The organism is Pseudomonas proteolytica (assembly GCF_007858275.1).
In the GTDB taxonomy this organism is placed as follows: domain Bacteria; phylum Pseudomonadota; class Gammaproteobacteria; order Pseudomonadales; family Pseudomonadaceae; genus Aquipseudomonas; species Aquipseudomonas proteolytica.
The window spans coordinates 140,781-155,554 of record NZ_VFEV01000011.1; the positions used below are offsets into that span (position 1 = coordinate 140,781).

The window sequence follows — 14,774 nt, forward strand, 5'->3', positions numbered from 1 at the left end:
AGCCAGACAACACGCGTTATCGTTGACGTTTTTCGTCGGAGCGCCGCCCGGAGTCAAGCTCGCTCCTACAGAGCGGGCAAAAAAAAGCCCGCAGTGTGAGCGGGCGAAACCAACGAAGAGCATTTGGGGGTGTGAAGCGAGGCGACGACTCAGCTACCGCGATAAGTGGAGTAGCTGTAGGGCGAAATCAGCAGCGGCACATGGTAGTGATCCTGTTCGGCACTGATGCCAAAACGCAGCACTACCACATCGAGAAACGCCGGTTCCGGCAGTTGCACACCACGGGCGCGGTAGTAATCCCCGGCACTGAACTGCAACTGGTAGACCCCACTGCGGTAGTCGTCACCTTGCAGCAGCGGTGCGTCGCAACGGCCGTCGCTGTTGGTCAGGGCGCTGGCGACCAGCTCCAGTTGGGCGCCTTCGACGCGGTACAGTTCAACCTTGATGGCGCTGCCTGGGCAGCCGTGGGCGGCGTCCAGTACGTGTGTGGTCAGTCGTCCCATGGATTGGAGCTCCCGTGTCATCGATTAATAAGAGGCCGCACCTTTGTGGGGCATTGAAAAAGCCGGCGATGGCTGATTAAGACACTTTTCAAAAAAATTGTACACAATAAATTCAACAACCCCCCTCTTCCCCAATGGACGCCGGCTTGCCGGCGATGACGGTGTATCTGCGAGCAGTGCGGTTACAGGAAGATCGTTATCGCCGGCAAGCCCGCTCCTACATTAAAGCGGTGCCGCAGTTTTTTCAGATTTAGTTGACCGTTCTGGCAAGTTTCTTGCAAGGATAGGCCGGCACGACCACTTGGAAAAAATGCAGAAATACAGGCTTACAAAGTGACCATTAAGTTGTATACAATCAGCCCATCGCTGTGACGCAACGGCCGCCACACCATCGATCACGAACAAGAAGGAAGACTGCAGTGAGCGCTGACTACCCACGCGACCTGATCGGTTACGGCAGTAACCCACCGCACCCTCACTGGCCGGGCAAGGCGCGTATCGCCCTGTCGTTCGTACTCAATTACGAAGAAGGCGGTGAGCGCAATATCCTGCACGGCGACAAAGAGTCGGAAGCCTTCCTCTCGGAAATGGTCTCGGCCCAGCCGCTGCAAGGCGCGCGCAACATGAGCATGGAGTCGCTGTACGAATACGGCAGCCGTGCAGGCGTGTGGCGCATCCTCAAGCTGTTCAAGGAATTCGACATTCCGCTGACCATCTTCGCCGTGGCCATGGCCGCCCAGCGTCACCCCGATGTAATCCGTGCGATGGTCGCCGCCGGTCACGAGATTTGCAGCCACGGCTACCGCTGGATCGACTACCAGTACATGGATGAGGCCCAGGAGCGCGAGCATATGCTCGAAGCCATCCGCATCCTTACCGAGCTGACCGGCGAGCGCCCACTGGGCTGGTACACCGGGCGCACCGGCCCGAATACGCGGCGGCTGGTGATGGAAGAAGGTGGCTTCCTGTATGACTGCGACACCTACGACGACGACCTGCCCTACTGGGAACCGAACAACCCGACCGGCAAGGCGCACCTGGTGATCCCCTACACCCTGGACACTAATGACATGCGCTTCACCCAGGTCCAGGGTTTCAACAAGGGCGACGACTTTTTCGAGTACCTCAAGGACGCGTTCGATGTGCTGTATGCCGAAGGTGCCGAGGCGCCGAAGATGCTGTCCATCGGCCTGCATTGCCGCCTGATCGGCCGCCCGGCGCGCCTGGCCGCACTCAAGCGCTTTATCGAATACGCCAAGGGCCATGACCAGGTGTGGTTCACCCGCCGCGTCGACATTGCCCGCCACTGGCATGACGTACACCCTTTCCAGGGAGCCGCCAAATGACTGCTTTCCAAACCTTGAAACCATCGGCCCTCAGCCGCGACGAATTTGTCGCAGCCTTCGCCGATATCTATGAACACTCGCCATGGGTGGCCGAAAAGGCCTTCGACCTGGGCCAGGACGCCTCGATCGATGAGATCGAAACTCTGCACCAGCGCATGAGCGATATCCTATTGAGCGCCGATCACACCAGGCAACTGGCCCTGATCAACGCTCACCCGGACCTGGCTGGCAAAGCTGCCGTCCAGGGCCAACTGACCGAAGCCAGCACCCATGAACAAGCTGGCGCCGGTATCCACCAATGCTCGAGCGACGAGTTTTCGCGCTTCACCGAGCTGAACGACGCCTACAAGGCCAAGTTCAAGTTTCCCTTCATCATGGCGGTAAAAGGCAGCAACCGGCATCAGATCCTCGCCGCGTTTGAAACGCGCATCCATAACCCGGTCGAGACCGAGTTCAAGTGCGCACTGGCAGAGATCAACAAGATCGCGTTGTTCCGTTTATTGACCCTCTAAACGACCATCCCCAGCCACTCTATCTAAGGCAGACAAGAAGAATGAAAGCTAACGCCGTACCTTTCGAGAAGTTCGTCAACCTGGCCGACGCCCGCCTGGGCACCAAGATCATCTCTGTGACTGATGACTGGTTCGCCGACGCCAACCGACTGTTCCAGCCGACCCCGGCCGTATGGAAGGAGGGCGTTTTCGATGATAACGGCAAGTGGATGGACGGCTGGGAGTCACGCCGCAAGCGCTTCGAAGGCTTCGACAGCGCGGTGATCCGCCTGGGCGTACCGGGTTCGATCAAGGGCGTGGACATCGACACTTCATTCTTCACCGGCAACTTCCCGCCATCGGCGTCCCTGGAAGGTTGCTTCCTGGCGTCGGGCGAGCCCGATGACAACACCCAGTGGGTCGAAGTGCTGTCTGCCGTAGAGTTGCAGGGCAACAGCCATCATTTCCACGAAATCAACCACGACCAGGCATTCAGCCACCTGCGCTTCAACATCTTCCCCGATGGTGGCGTAGCGCGTCTGCGGGTGTACGGCATTCCGTTCCGCGACTGGTCGGCCGTGGGCGACAACGAACAAGTGGACCTGGCCTCCTCCCTCAATGGCGGCCGCGCACTGGCCTGCTCCGACGAACACTTCGGGCGCATGGGCAACATCCTCAACCCGGGCCGTGGCATCAACATGGGCGATGGCTGGGAAACCGCGCGTCGTCGCACACCTGGCAATGACTGGGTGATCGTCGCGCTGGGACATGCCGGCGAGATCGAGAAAGTGGTGGTCGACACCCTGCACTTCAAGGGCAACTACCCGGACACGTGCTCGATCCAGGCCGCGTTCGTCAAAGGCGGCACTGACAGCCAGATCGAGACCCAATCGCTGTTCTGGCGCGAACTGCTGCCGGCACAGAAACTGGAAATGCACGCCGAACACACCTTCGCCGAGCAGATCAAGGCACTGGGCCCGATCACCCACATCCGCCTCAACGTATTCCCGGATGGTGGTGTAAGCCGCCTGCGGGTGTTCGGCAAGGTTTCGAAGTAAGCGGTGATGCCATTCGCGAGCAAGCCCGCTCCCACAGGGGAATGCATTCCAAATGTGGGAGCGGGCTTGCTCGCGAAGGCGCCAGAACAAACAACACAGAATCCGGATAAGAAGACAGCCATGCGCACACTGATGATCGAACCCTTGACCAAAGAAGCCTTCGCCCCTTTCGGAGACGTTATCGAAACCGATGGCAGCGATCACTTCATGATCAACAACGGCTCGACCATGCGCTTTCATAAACTGGCGACGGTAGAAACCGCCACGCCAGAAGACCACGCCATCATCAGCATCTTCCGCGCCGATGCGCAGGACATGCCGCTGACCGTGTGCATGCTGGAAAGACACCCGCTGGGCAGCCAGGCCTTTATCCCGCTGCTCGGCAACCCCTTTCTGATCGTGGTCGCGCCGGTTGGCGATGAACCTGTATCAGGCTTGGTCCGCGCCTTCGTCACCAACGGCAGGCAGGGCATTAATTACCATCGCGGCGTCTGGCACCACCCGGTGCTGACGATCGAAAAGCGGGATGACTTCCTGGTGGTTGATCGCAGTGGCACAGGCAATAACTGCGATGAGCATTTTTTCAAAGAGGATGAGCGGTTGATCCTTGCCCCCCACCAATAAGAGAAGGTCCGATCACCCGACAACAAGGGTGACGGGCGAGAGGTAAAGACTGTGGAAGCACATCTGTTGGAATGGCTGAACCTAAGCGTGCGCTGGGTTCATATGATCACTGGCGTGGCCTGGATCGGTGCGTCTTTCTATTTCGTATGGCTGGAAAACAACCTGAACCGCGTCAACCCCAAAAGCGGCCTGGCTGGCGATTTATGGGCGATCCACGGTGGCGGTATCTACCACCTGGAAAAATACAAACTGGCCCCACCGACCATGCCGGATAACCTGCACTGGTTCAAATGGGAAGCCTATTTCACCTGGATGTCGGGCGTCGCGCTGCTGTGCGTGGTGTTCTACCTCAACCCGACGCTGTACCTGCTCGCCCCCGGCAGCAGCCTCAGCGGTACCGAAGGCGTGTTGCTGGGCATAGGCTCACTGTTCGCCGGCTGGTTCATCTACTCCTTTCTGTGCGACTCGGCCCTGGGCAAACGCCCTGCCCTGCTCGGCTTTATCCTGTTCGTCCTGTTGATCGGCGCCGCCTACGGCTTCAGCAAGGTGTTCAGCGGGCGCGGTGCGTACCTGCATGTGGGTGCGATCATCGGCACCATCATGGTCGGCAACGTGTTCCGTATCATCATGCCGGCCCAGCGTGCGCTAGTGGCAGCGATTGCGGAAAACCGCACCCCAGACCCGGCACTGCCGGCCAAGGGCCTGCTGCGCTCGCGTCACAACAACTACTTCACCCTGCCGGTGCTGTTCATCATGATCAGCAACCACTTCCCGAGCACCTACGGCAGCCAGTACAACTGGTTGATCCTGGCCGGGATCGCGGTGGCGGCGGTGTTGGTACGGCACTACTTCAACACCCGTCATGACAGCCAAAAATACGCGTGGACCCTACCGGTCGGCGCCCTGGCGATGATCTGCCTGGCCTATGTCACCGGTCCTAAACCCGTGGCGACCACACCGGACGTGGCCAAGGCGCCATCAGCGATCGAGTACCAGCCATTGCCGGAAACCGCGTTGGGTGGCGGCCTCAAGCCAGCGGCTCCCGCCGCGCCAGCACCAGCGGCACAAGCGCCTGCGGCCCAGGCCTCGACGGATTTTGGCAAGGTGCACAGCGTGATCGAAGAGCGTTGCACCGTGTGCCATTCGGCCAAGCCCACCAGCCCGCTGTTCAGCACCGCGCCGGCCGGGGTGATGTTCGATACCCCGGCGCAGATCCAGCAGCAGGCGGCGCGCATTCAAGCGCAGGCGGTGGCCAGCCAGATCATGCCATTGGGCAACATTACCCAGATGACCCAGCAGGAGCGGGAGTTGATTGGCAGTTGGATCAATCAGGGGGCCCGCACCAACTGACAGCCTGACGCAAATCCAAAATGTGGGAGCGGGCTTGCTCGCGAATGCGGTGTGTCATTCAACCCTTAAGGTGACTGAGCCGCCGTTTTCGCGAGCAAGCCCGCTCCCACAGGGGATCTGCGGTGATTTTGAGATCGAGCTCCAAATGGCAATTGACTGCCAAACAACACAAAAATAAAAAAGATTCGAGGTGTTGCATGTCCCAGTTAGAAACGCAGATTCCTGCCGCGCCCGCCATGGTGCGGCTTCCACTTTTGCAACTGATCCTGGTAGGCCTGCAACATGTACTGCTGATGTACGGCGGCGCGGTGGCCGTACCGCTGATCATCGGACAAGCCGCGGGCTTGAGCCGTGAAGAAATCGCCTTTTTGATCAACGCCGACCTGTTGGTGGCGGGGATCGCCACCATGGTCCAGTCGTTTGGCATCGGCCCGCTGGGTATCCGCATGCCGGTGATGATGGGCGCCAGTTTCGCCGCCGTCGGCAGCATGGTCGCCATGGCCGGCATGCCAGGTATCGGCCTGCAAGGGATTTTTGGCGCGACCATCGCCGCCGGGTTCTTTGGCATGGTCATCGCCCCATTCATGTCCAAGGTGGTGCGCTTCTTCCCACCTCTGGTGACCGGTACCGTGATTACGGCCATCGGTCTTTCGTTGTTTCCTGTCGCGGTGAACTGGGCCGGCGGTGGCGCTACCGCTGTGCAATTCGGCTCGCCGATCTACCTGGCCATCGCCGGCCTGGTGCTCGCCACCATCTTGCTGATCAACCGTTTTATGCGTGGCTTCTGGGTCAATATCTCGGTCCTGATCGGCATGGCCCTGGGCTACGCCTTGTGTGGATTGCTCGGCATGGTCGACCTCGGCGGCCTGGAGCAGGCGCCGTGGCTGCAGGTGGTCACACCGCTGCACTTCGGTAGGCCCACGTTCGAGTTGGCGCCGATTCTGTCGATGTGCCTGGTGGTGGTGATTATCTTTGTCGAGTCCACCGGCATGTTCCTCGCGCTGGGCAAGATCACCGGCCAGGAAGTCACCCCGAAAATGCTGCGGCGCGGCCTGCTGTGCGATGCCGGGGCGTCGTTTTTCGCCGGGTTCTTCAACACCTTCACCCACTCCTCTTTCGCCCAGAACATCGGCCTGGTACAGATGACCGGTGTGCGCTGCCGTTCGGTGACGATCATGGCGGGAGCCTTTCTGATTGTCCTCAGCCTGCTGCCCAAGGCCGCATTTCTGGTGGCATCGATCCCTCCTGCGGTGCTGGGCGGTGCGGCTATCGCAATGTTTGGCATGGTGGCGGCGACCGGGATCAAGATCCTGCAGGAAGCCGACATCGCCGACCGTCGCAACCAGTTGCTGGTAGCGGTCAGTATCGGCATGGGCCTGATCCCCGTGGTGCGCCCGGAGTTCTTCGCCCAGTTGCCCTTGTGGATGAGCCCGATTACCCACAGTGGCATCGCCATGGCCACGCTCAGTGCGTTGTCGCTGAACGTGCTGTTTAACATTCTGGGCGGCTCAGAACGCCCCGCAGTCGCCCATACGCATTGATTCCTTCGTTACTACAAAAATAACAACGAACAGGGAACACCAACATGCACACCACCAACTTGGGGCTGGCCACACGCCGTGCCCCATTCTCGCCCCCTGCGCTCTTTTACAGCGCACTTGAGCACAGGCTCTGGAGCCAGTATTCTCCGCGCCCGCTCGAATCGACTCAAAAAAAAACAGCGAATGTAAAAGCTGACTTAAAGGCCAACTTATCCCGGCCTTATGTCTGCTGCCAAAGTGCGCAAAAGTCCTCTGAACCCGACTGCATCCCATGCAGCCGGCGGGGATTTTTTGGCTTTTCAAACACTTTGGCGCAGCTCTTGCTAAAAGCATTAAAGCTGACCGAACAGACGATTTTTGCAGCGAACCAAAAGGCGCCACACCAGAGCGCCTGCGTAGAAGAAAAACCACAAAACTTTAGCTCGGGAGCAACCGAATGAAACGTACCGTGAACAGCCTGATATTGGCCGGAACCCTGTTGGCCGGGGGCCAAGCAATAGCGGGTGACCTGTTGCAGTGGCAGAACAACAGCCTGACTTACCTGTGGGGCAAGAACTTCAAAGTCAACCCAGAGATCCAGCAAACCGTTACCTTCGAACATGCCGATGCCTGGAAGTACGGCGACAACTTCTTCTTCCTCGACCGCATCTTTTACAACGGTAAGGAAGACGGCAACGTCGGCCCCAATACTTACTACGGCGAGTTCAGCCCGCGGCTGTCGTTTGGCAAGATCTTCGATAAAGACTTGTCCTTCGGCCCGATCAAAGATGTATTGCTGGCGTTCACCTACGAGTTCGGCGAAGGCGACAACGAGTCGTACTTGGTCGGCCCGGCGTTCGACTTGAACATCCCTGGCTTTGACTACTTCCAGTTGAACTTCTATCAGCGCCAGACCGAAGGCAATCGCCCGGGTGACGGCGTATGGCAGATCACCCCGGTCTGGTCCTACACCATTCCAGTGGGCAACTCCGATGTGCTGATCGACGGTTTCATGGACTGGGTGGTGGATAACGACAAGAACGCACGTGGCACTTACCACGCCAACCTGCACTTCAACCCACAGGTCAAATATGACCTGGGCAAGGCCATGAGTTGGGGCGCCAAGCAGTTGTATGTGGGTTTTGAATACGACTACTGGAAGAACAAGTACGGGATCCAGGACAGCGGCGCGTTCGAGACCAACCAGGACACGGCGAGCCTGTTGGTCAAGTACCACTTCTAAAGCCAACCCCGGCCTCCCCTGTGGGAGCGGGCAAGCCCTCTCCCACACAAGCCCGCGCCCCGATTCAGTTCGGGGTCAAGCCCAGGAACCGCTGCAACTCTTCACGCTTGGCCAGCGCATCGCGCCGGCCCAACTCGATCAACTCACTGCAATATCCCGCCTCGAACAGCAGATAGCTGAGCACCCCCGCCCCGCTGGTTTTGGTCGCCCCTGGCCCACGCAAAAACAGACGCAACGCCGCCGGCAGTTCCTGGCGATGGCGTGCCGCGATTTCATCGATGGGTTGGCTGGGCGCAATCACCAGTACTTCAACCGGTGCAAGACCGCGCGCAGCGCTGTTGGCCGGTTGCAAATGGCTGAACTGGTTGAGGCGCTCCAGTAACTCGATGTCACTCTCCAGGCTGTCAATGAACGTGCTGTTGAGCATATGCCCACCGATCTGCGCCAGGGTCGGCTCCTGGCCGGTGTAGGTGCGCTGCTGCGGCACCGAGGGGTCCGGGGAACGCGGGTTGCCACTGACACCCACCACCAGGACCCGGCTGGCCCCCAGGTGCAACGCCGGGCTGATCGGCGCTGATTGGCGGACGGCGCCATCGCCAAAATATTCCTGATCGAGTTTGACCGGGGCAAACAGCAATGGAATCGCCGAACTGGCCAGCAGGTGCTCCACGGTCAGTTCCGTGGGCAAACCAATGCGCCGGTGGCGCAACCAGGCGTCGATGGTGCCGCCGCCCTGATAGAACGTCACCGCCTGCCCCGACTCATAGCCGAACGCCGTCACGGCGACGGCGTGCAGGTGTTTGTGGCGGATTGCTTCGTTGATGCCTTCGAAATGCAGTTTTTCCTGCAGCAGTTCCCGCAGTGGAGAACTGTCGAGCAGTGCCACCGGCACTGGTGAGCCCAGGCCCAGCAAGCTGCGGGTCAGGAAGCGGCTGGCCTGGTGAATCACCCCCGGCCAGTCGCTGCGCAGCACCAAGTGGCTGCGAAAGCCCTGCCAGAATGCGGTGAGGCGCGCGATTGCTGCGCGAAAGTCCATGGCGCCGCTCGCCAGGCTCACCGCGTTGATCGCCCCGGCCGAGGTGCCAACAATCACCGGGAACGGGTTGGCAGCCCCTGGTGGCAACAGTTCGGCAATCGCCGCCAATACACCCACCTGATACGCCGCACGCGCCCCGCCGCCGGAAAGAATCAAGCCTGTGACCGGTTCAGTTGGGCGCATTGCATAACTCCATGGGCGGGGACAATCCGTTTATTCAGCGGCGCTTTTCGTACAGCTTGGGTTCGCCCGGTGGCCGGCTCTTGAAGCGGCGATGAGCCCACAGGTATTGCTCGGGGCACTCGCGCACCGCGGTTTCCACCCATTGGTTGATACGCAGGCAATCGACTTCATCGGATTCGCCGGGGAAGTCGCTCAAAGGCGGATGAATCACCATGCGGTAGCCACTGCCATCGGCCAGGCGCTCCTGGGTAAACGGCACCACCAACGCCTTGCCCAGGCGCGCGAACTTGCTGGTGGCGGTGACTGTGGCGGCCTGGATGCCGAACAACGGCACAAAAATGCTCTGCTTGGCGCCATAGTCCTGGTCGGGCGCGTACCAGATCGCCCGGCCGGCGCGCAGCAGCTTGAGCATGCCACGCACGTCTTCGCGCTCTACCGCCAGGGAGTCGAGGTTGTGGCGCTCGCGGCCACGACGCTGAATAAAGTCGAACAACGGGTTGCCGTGCTCACGGTACATGCCATCGATGGTGTGCTTCTGCCCCAGCAAGGCCGCACCGATCTCCAGGGTGGTGAAATGCAGGGCCATGAGGATCACGCCCTTGCCTTCGCGTTGCGCCTGCTTGAGGTGCTCCAGCCCTTCGACATGGGCCAGGCGCGCCAGGCGCTGTTTGGACCACCACCAACTCATGGCCATCTCAAAGAAGGCGATACCGGTGGATGCAAAGTTTTCCTTGAGCAAATGTTTACGCTCCTGGGCGGACATTTGCGGGAAGCACAGTTCCAGGTTTCGCGCGGCAATGCGCCGGCGCTCACCGGCCACCCGGTACATAAACGCACCCAGCACACGACCAATTCCCAGCAGCACGCGGTATGGCAACTGGGTAATCAGCCACAGCACACCGAGCCCCAGCCATAGCAGCCAGAAACGCGGGTGAAAAAATACAGCTCGAAAACGCGGGCGATCCATTACAGATTCCGGTAAAGACAGGGCCGCGCATTCTACAACGGTTCGACCCGGCTTGCGGCTAGCGGTTGTTCTCGTTATAAGTCTCGACACTTTTCGTGACAAGCCGCTTTGCCGACCATGAGCCAAACCGAATCGCTAGACCAAGATCCCGTCTTCCAGCTCAAAGGCAGCATGCTCGCCATTACTGTGCTGGAACTGGCCCGTAACGACCTTGATGCCCTGGACCGCCAGCTCGCCGCCAAGGTCGCCCTGGCCCCGAACTTCTTCAACAACGCGCCGCTGGTGCTGGCCCTGGATAAATTGCCGGCTGGCCAGGGCGCGGTCGACCTGCCCGGGTTGATGCGTGTTTGCCGCCAGCATGGCCTGCGCACCCTGGCCATTCGCGCCAGCCGTATCGAAGACATCGCGGCCGCCATCGCCATTGAACTGCCAGTATTGCCACCGTCCGGCGCCCGCGAGCGAGTGCTCGACCCGGTGGAAGGTGAAGTGAAGAAAAAACCGGAAAAACCACCAGAGCCGACGATCAAGCCTACAAGGATCATCACCTCTCCCGTACGCGGCGGGCAGCAGATTTACGCCCAGGGCGGCGACCTGGTGGTGGTCGCTCCGGTCAGTCCCGGCGCGGAACTTCTCGCCGATGGCAACATCCATGTATACGGCCCAATGCGTGGCCGGGCACTGGCTGGAGTCAAGGGCGATACCAAGGCCCGGATTTTCTGCCAGCAATTGAGCGCTGAGCTGGTGTCCATCGCCGGCCAGTACAAGGTTTCGGAAGATTTGCGCCGTGATCCGCTGTGGGGGGCCGGGGTACAAGTCAGCCTGTCGGGCGATGTGTTGAACATCATCCGTCTTTAACGGATACTGCCGCATTTTCCAAGCATCTCTGGACTCTGATAGCACAGCGAAACCGGCAAGACTTGCGTAGGAATAATTGAAAGTTGGCGTTCTCCCTACGGGAGGCACATCTTTTTCCTACGAAGGCTGTCCGCCTGCAGCGAGTTTCAAGAGATGTTTTTCAGGGACTGAGAGGTCCTTTTTCCTTAGGGGTGAAACACCTTGGCCAAGATTCTCGTGGTTACATCCGGCAAGGGTGGTGTGGGTAAGACCACCACCAGCGCCGCTATCGGTACCGGCCTCGCTCTGCGCGGCCACAAGACAGTCATCGTCGACTTCGACGTCGGTTTGCGTAACCTCGACCTGATCATGGGCTGCGAACGCCGCGTGGTGTACGACTTCGTCAACGTGGTCAACGGCGAAGCCAACCTGCAACAGGCCCTGATCAAGGACAAGCGCCTTGAGAACCTGTATGTACTGGCCGCCAGCCAGACCCGTGACAAAGACGCGCTGACCAAAGAAGGCGTAGGCAAAGTTCTGGCCGAGCTGAAAGAAACCTTCGAATACGTGGTCTGCGATTCCCCGGCGGGTATCGAGACCGGCGCTCACCTGGCGATGTACTTCGCCGATGAAGCCATCGTCGTGACCAACCCGGAAGTGTCCTCGGTACGTGACTCGGACCGCATGCTCGGCCTGCTGGCCAGCAAGTCCAAGCGCGCCGAAGACAACCAGGACCCGATCAAGGAGCACCTGCTGCTCACCCGCTACAACCCTGAGCGTGTCAGCAATGGCGAAATGCTCGGCGTTGAAGACGTCAAGGAAATCCTCGCTGTGACCCTGCTGGGCGTGATCCCCGAATCCCAGGCCGTGCTCAAGGCTTCCAACCAGGGCGTACCGGTGATTCTCGACGACCAGAGCGACGCCGGCCAGGCGTACAGCGATGCTGTCGATCGCCTGCTGGGCAAGACCGTGGAACATCGCTTCCTCGATGTAAAGAAGAAGGGATTCTTCGAGCGTATCTTTGGAGGCAACTAAATAATGAAATTTCTCGACTTCTTTCGCGCCAACAAAAAGCCAAGCACCGCGTCGGTAGCGAAAGAGCGTCTACAGATCATCGTGGCGCACGAACGCGGCCAACGCAGCACCCCGGACTACCTGCCAGCCCTGCAGAAGGAGCTGGTTGAGGTGATCCGCAAGTACGTCAATATCGGCAACGATGACGTGCATGTCGCCCTGGAAAACGACGGCAGCTGCTCGATTCTGGAACTCAATATCACCCTGCCTGATCGTTGATCGAACAGGCGGTCGCCACGGCGGCTGCGCTACCCGCCCCTACAGGGGGTGGTTGGCGCAGTCGCCGTTGGCGTTTGTTACGAGGCTGTTTAATGCCGCTGTCCAATATTCATATCCTTCACCAGGATGACGCTGTCCTGGTGGTGAACAAGCCGACCCTGCTGCTCTCGGTGCCTGGTCGCGCCGACGACAACAAGGACTGCCTGATCACCCGCCTGCAAGAAAACGGTTATCCCGAGGCCCGCATCGTCCATCGCCTGGACTGGGAAACCTCGGGGATCATCCTGCTGGCCCGGGATGCCGACACCCACCGCGAACTGTCCCGCCAGTTTCACGACCGTGAAACCGAAAAAGCCTACACCGCTTTGTGCTGGGGCCAGCCGGAGCTGGACAGCGGCAGCATCGACCTGCCCCTGCGCTACGACCCACCGACCAAGCCGCGCCATGTGGTGGACCATGAGTTCGGCAAGCACGCCCTGACCTTCTGGAAAGTCCTGGAGCGTTGCGGGGATTGGTGCCGGGTTGAGTTGACGCCGATTACCGGGCGCTCACACCAGTTGCGGGTCCACATGCTGTCCATCGGCCACCCGCTACTGGGCGATGGCTTGTATGCCCACGAACAGGCCCTGGCCGCCTGGCCGCGCCTGTGCCTGCACGCCAGCATGCTGAGTTTTACTCACCCGCAAAGCGGCGAGCGCCTGCGCTTTGAGTGCCCTGCACCGTTCTGAAATCGGTAACCCAATCAAAAATGTGGGAGCGGGCTTGCTCGCGAATACGTTGTGTCAGTCGCTGAATAAACTAACTGATCCACCGCATTCGCGAGCAAGCCCGCTCCCACATTTGTTCTGTGCACTTGCCACACCGGACGGTAAACTCGCGCCATTGCTGTCTGGAGCTACTTATGCGCGAAGCGTTGAATCAAGGCCTGATCGACTTCCTCAAGGCCTCTCCCACCCCCTTTCATGCCACTGCGGCCCTGGCCCAACGCCTGGAAGCTGCCGGTTTCCAGCGCCTCGACGAGCGCGAGACCTGGACTACCGAGGCCAACGGTCGCTACTACGTGACCCGCAACGACTCCTCGATCATCGCGTTCAAGATGGGCCGCCAATCGCCCCTGCACGACGGCATCCGCCTGGTCGGCGCCCATACCGACAGCCCATGCCTGCGGGTCAAGCCGCAACCTGAGCTGCAACGCCAGGGCTTTTGGCAACTGGGCGTGGAAGTCTACGGCGGCGCGCTGCTGGCGCCGTGGTTCGACCGTGACCTGTCCCTGGCCGGCCGCGTGACGTTCCGCCGTGACGGCAAGGTCGAAAGCCAGTTGATCGACTTCAAGCTGCCGATCGCCATCATCCCCAACCTGGCCATCCACCTGAACCGTGAAGCCAACCAGGGCTGGGCGATCAATGCCCAGACCGAGCTGCCGCCAATCCTCGCGCAGTTTGCCGGTGATGAGCGCGTGGACTTCCGTGCCGTGCTCACCGACCAACTGGCCCGCGAACATGGGTTGAACGCTGATGTGGTGCTCGACTACGAGCTGAGTTTCTACGATACCCAAGGCGCGGCGGTGATCGGCCTGCATGGCGACTTTATCGCCGGCGCCCGCCTGGACAACCTGCTGTCGTGCTACGCCGGCCTGCAAGCGCTGCTCACCAGCGAGACCGACGAAACCTGCGTGCTGGTGTGTACCGACCACGAAGAAGTCGGTTCCTGCTCAGCCTGCGGTGCCGACGGCCCGATGCTGGAACAGACCCTGCGGCGCCTGCTGCCTGAGGGTGATGAGTTCGTACGTGCGATTCAGAAATCGTTGCTGGTGTCTGCCGACAATGCCCACGGCATCCACCCCAACTACGCCGACAAGCACGACGCCAACCACGGCCCGAAACTCAATGCCGGCCCGGTGATCAAGGTCAACAGCAACCAGCGCTACGCCACCAACAGCGAAACCGCCGGGTTCTTCCGCCACCTGTGCATGGCCGAAGAGGTACCGGTGCAGAGTTTCGTGGTGCGCAGCGACATGGGTTGCGGCTCGACCATCGGCCCGATCACCGCCAGCCACCTGGGTGTGCGCACCGTGGACATCGGCCTGCCGACATTCGCCATGCACTCGATCCGCGAGCTGTGCGGCAGCCACGACCTGGCGCACCTGGTGAAGGTGTTGAGTGCGTTCTACGCAAGCCGCGACCTGCCCTGAGATCGGCTGTGGCGAGGGGGCTTGTCCCGGTACAAACCGGGGACATCGTTTACATTTCTAACCGGGGACATGGTTTACAGGTTAATACGCATGGTCAGGAGGTATCTGATCATGCCCTGGAACCAAGAGTCCCCC

Annotated in this window: 16 protein-coding genes; 13 read left to right on the forward strand and 3 right to left on the reverse strand. The window is 60.2% G+C overall.

The features are described 5' to 3' along the window. Nucleotides 1-149: 149 nt before the first annotated feature. Nucleotides 150-503 carry a hydroxyisourate hydrolase gene (gene uraH, locus FIV38_RS10570; RefSeq protein ID WP_092235056.1) on the reverse strand — a complete coding sequence of 118 codons (354 nt, stop codon included), beginning with the start codon at nt 501-503 and terminating at the stop codon, nt 150-152. Between the two features lie 419 nt (nt 504-922). Here uraH and puuE point away from each other — a divergent pair, with 419 nt between their 5' ends. From puuE to FIV38_RS10610, 8 genes are all read left to right on the forward strand, one after another. Further along, on the forward strand, nt 923-1,849 hold the full coding sequence (gene puuE / locus FIV38_RS10575; protein WP_029300381.1) for an allantoinase PuuE: 927 nt from the start codon (nt 923-925) through the stop codon (nt 1,847-1,849). Then, the gene (gene uraD, locus FIV38_RS10580; protein ID WP_029300384.1) at nt 1,846-2,361 is read left to right on the forward strand and encodes a 2-oxo-4-hydroxy-4-carboxy-5-ureidoimidazoline decarboxylase; all 516 of its coding nucleotides are present in this window, start codon (nt 1,846-1,848) and stop codon (nt 2,359-2,361) included. The genes puuE and uraD overlap by 4 nt, the downstream gene beginning before the upstream one ends. Before the next feature lie 41 nt (nt 2,362-2,402). After that, nucleotides 2,403-3,398, forward strand: coding sequence for an allantoicase (gene alc, locus FIV38_RS10585; RefSeq protein WP_092235053.1), 996 nt, complete (start codon nt 2,403-2,405; stop codon nt 3,396-3,398). A gap of 120 nt (nt 3,399-3,518) precedes the next feature. Further along, nucleotides 3,519-4,022, forward strand: coding sequence for an ureidoglycolate lyase (locus tag FIV38_RS10590; protein ID WP_029300388.1), 504 nt, complete (start codon nt 3,519-3,521; stop codon nt 4,020-4,022). Between the two features lie 51 nt (nt 4,023-4,073). Continuing rightward, the gene (locus tag FIV38_RS10595; protein WP_092235050.1) at nt 4,074-5,372 is read left to right on the forward strand and encodes a urate hydroxylase PuuD; all 1,299 of its coding nucleotides are present in this window, start codon (nt 4,074-4,076) and stop codon (nt 5,370-5,372) included. Nucleotides 5,373-5,569: 197 nt separating this feature from the next. After that, on the forward strand, nt 5,570-6,913 hold the full coding sequence (locus FIV38_RS10600; RefSeq protein ID WP_092235047.1) for a nucleobase:cation symporter-2 family protein: 1,344 nt from the start codon (nt 5,570-5,572) through the stop codon (nt 6,911-6,913). Between the two features lie 44 nt (nt 6,914-6,957). Then, complete coding sequence (locus FIV38_RS10605) at nt 6,958-7,353, forward strand: hypothetical protein (RefSeq protein WP_133714268.1); 396 nt, start codon at nt 6,958-6,960, stop codon at nt 7,351-7,353. After that, nucleotides 7,350-8,135: an outer membrane protein OmpK gene (locus FIV38_RS10610; protein ID WP_092235044.1), complete on the forward strand. Its 786-nt coding sequence runs from the start codon at nt 7,350-7,352 to the stop codon at nt 8,133-8,135. Before FIV38_RS10605 ends, FIV38_RS10610 begins: the two co-directional genes overlap by 4 nt. Nucleotides 8,136-8,199: 64 nt before the next feature. Here FIV38_RS10610 and FIV38_RS10615 read toward each other — a convergent pair whose 3' ends face one another. Further along, a complete protein-coding gene (locus tag FIV38_RS10615; protein ID WP_029300396.1) occupies nt 8,200-9,354 on the reverse strand; it encodes a patatin-like phospholipase family protein in 1,155 nt (384 codons plus the stop codon). A gap of 34 nt (nt 9,355-9,388) precedes the next feature. Further along, the gene (locus FIV38_RS10620) at nt 9,389-10,321 is read right to left on the reverse strand and encodes a lipid A biosynthesis lauroyl acyltransferase (protein ID WP_029300398.1); all 933 of its coding nucleotides are present in this window, start codon (nt 10,319-10,321) and stop codon (nt 9,389-9,391) included. A gap of 117 nt (nt 10,322-10,438) precedes the next feature. Here FIV38_RS10620 and minC point away from each other — a divergent pair, with 117 nt between their 5' ends. The 5 genes from minC to FIV38_RS10645 all read left to right on the forward strand — a co-directional run bounded on the left by minC (nt 10,439) and on the right by FIV38_RS10645 (nt 14,639). Further along, a complete protein-coding gene (gene minC / locus FIV38_RS10625) occupies nt 10,439-11,176 on the forward strand; it encodes a septum site-determining protein MinC (RefSeq protein WP_038447253.1) in 738 nt (245 codons plus the stop codon). Nucleotides 11,177-11,377: 201 nt separating this feature from the next. After that, nucleotides 11,378-12,190, forward strand: coding sequence for a septum site-determining protein MinD (gene minD / locus FIV38_RS10630; protein ID WP_092235041.1), 813 nt, complete (start codon nt 11,378-11,380; stop codon nt 12,188-12,190). Nucleotides 12,191-12,193: 3 nt separating this feature from the next. Continuing rightward, nucleotides 12,194-12,448, forward strand: coding sequence for a cell division topological specificity factor MinE (gene minE / locus FIV38_RS10635; protein ID WP_003175252.1), 255 nt, complete (start codon nt 12,194-12,196; stop codon nt 12,446-12,448). A gap of 92 nt (nt 12,449-12,540) precedes the next feature. After that, nucleotides 12,541-13,176, forward strand: a complete 636-nt coding sequence (locus tag FIV38_RS10640) for an RluA family pseudouridine synthase (RefSeq protein WP_057440687.1) — start codon at nt 12,541-12,543, stop codon at nt 13,174-13,176. Between the two features lie 173 nt (nt 13,177-13,349). Continuing rightward, nucleotides 13,350-14,639, forward strand: a complete 1,290-nt coding sequence (locus tag FIV38_RS10645; protein ID WP_029300406.1) for a M18 family aminopeptidase — start codon at nt 13,350-13,352, stop codon at nt 14,637-14,639. The last annotated feature ends 135 nt before the right edge of the window (nt 14,640-14,774 follow it).

Coding starts and splice junctions, on each gene's coding strand:
- uraH (WP_092235056.1), bottom strand. CDS start 503: ATGGGACGACTGACCACACACGTACTGGACGCCGCCCACGGCTGCCCA.
- uraD (WP_029300384.1), top strand. CDS start 1,846: ATGACTGCTTTCCAAACCTTGAAACCATCGGCCCTCAGCCGCGACGAA.
- alc (WP_092235053.1), top strand. CDS start 2,403: ATGAAAGCTAACGCCGTACCTTTCGAGAAGTTCGTCAACCTGGCCGAC.
- FIV38_RS10590 (WP_029300388.1), top strand. CDS start 3,519: ATGCGCACACTGATGATCGAACCCTTGACCAAAGAAGCCTTCGCCCCT.
- FIV38_RS10600 (WP_092235047.1), top strand. CDS start 5,570: ATGTCCCAGTTAGAAACGCAGATTCCTGCCGCGCCCGCCATGGTGCGG.
- FIV38_RS10605 (WP_133714268.1), top strand. CDS start 6,958: ATGCACACCACCAACTTGGGGCTGGCCACACGCCGTGCCCCATTCTCG.
- FIV38_RS10610 (WP_092235044.1), top strand. CDS start 7,350: ATGAAACGTACCGTGAACAGCCTGATATTGGCCGGAACCCTGTTGGCC.
- FIV38_RS10615 (WP_029300396.1), bottom strand. CDS start 9,354: ATGCGCCCAACTGAACCGGTCACAGGCTTGATTCTTTCCGGCGGCGGG.
- FIV38_RS10620 (WP_029300398.1), bottom strand. CDS start 10,321: ATGGATCGCCCGCGTTTTCGAGCTGTATTTTTTCACCCGCGTTTCTGG.
- minC (WP_038447253.1), top strand. CDS start 10,439: ATGAGCCAAACCGAATCGCTAGACCAAGATCCCGTCTTCCAGCTCAAA.
- minE (WP_003175252.1), top strand. CDS start 12,194: ATGAAATTTCTCGACTTCTTTCGCGCCAACAAAAAGCCAAGCACCGCG.
- FIV38_RS10640 (WP_057440687.1), top strand. CDS start 12,541: ATGCCGCTGTCCAATATTCATATCCTTCACCAGGATGACGCTGTCCTG.
- FIV38_RS10645 (WP_029300406.1), top strand. CDS start 13,350: ATGCGCGAAGCGTTGAATCAAGGCCTGATCGACTTCCTCAAGGCCTCT.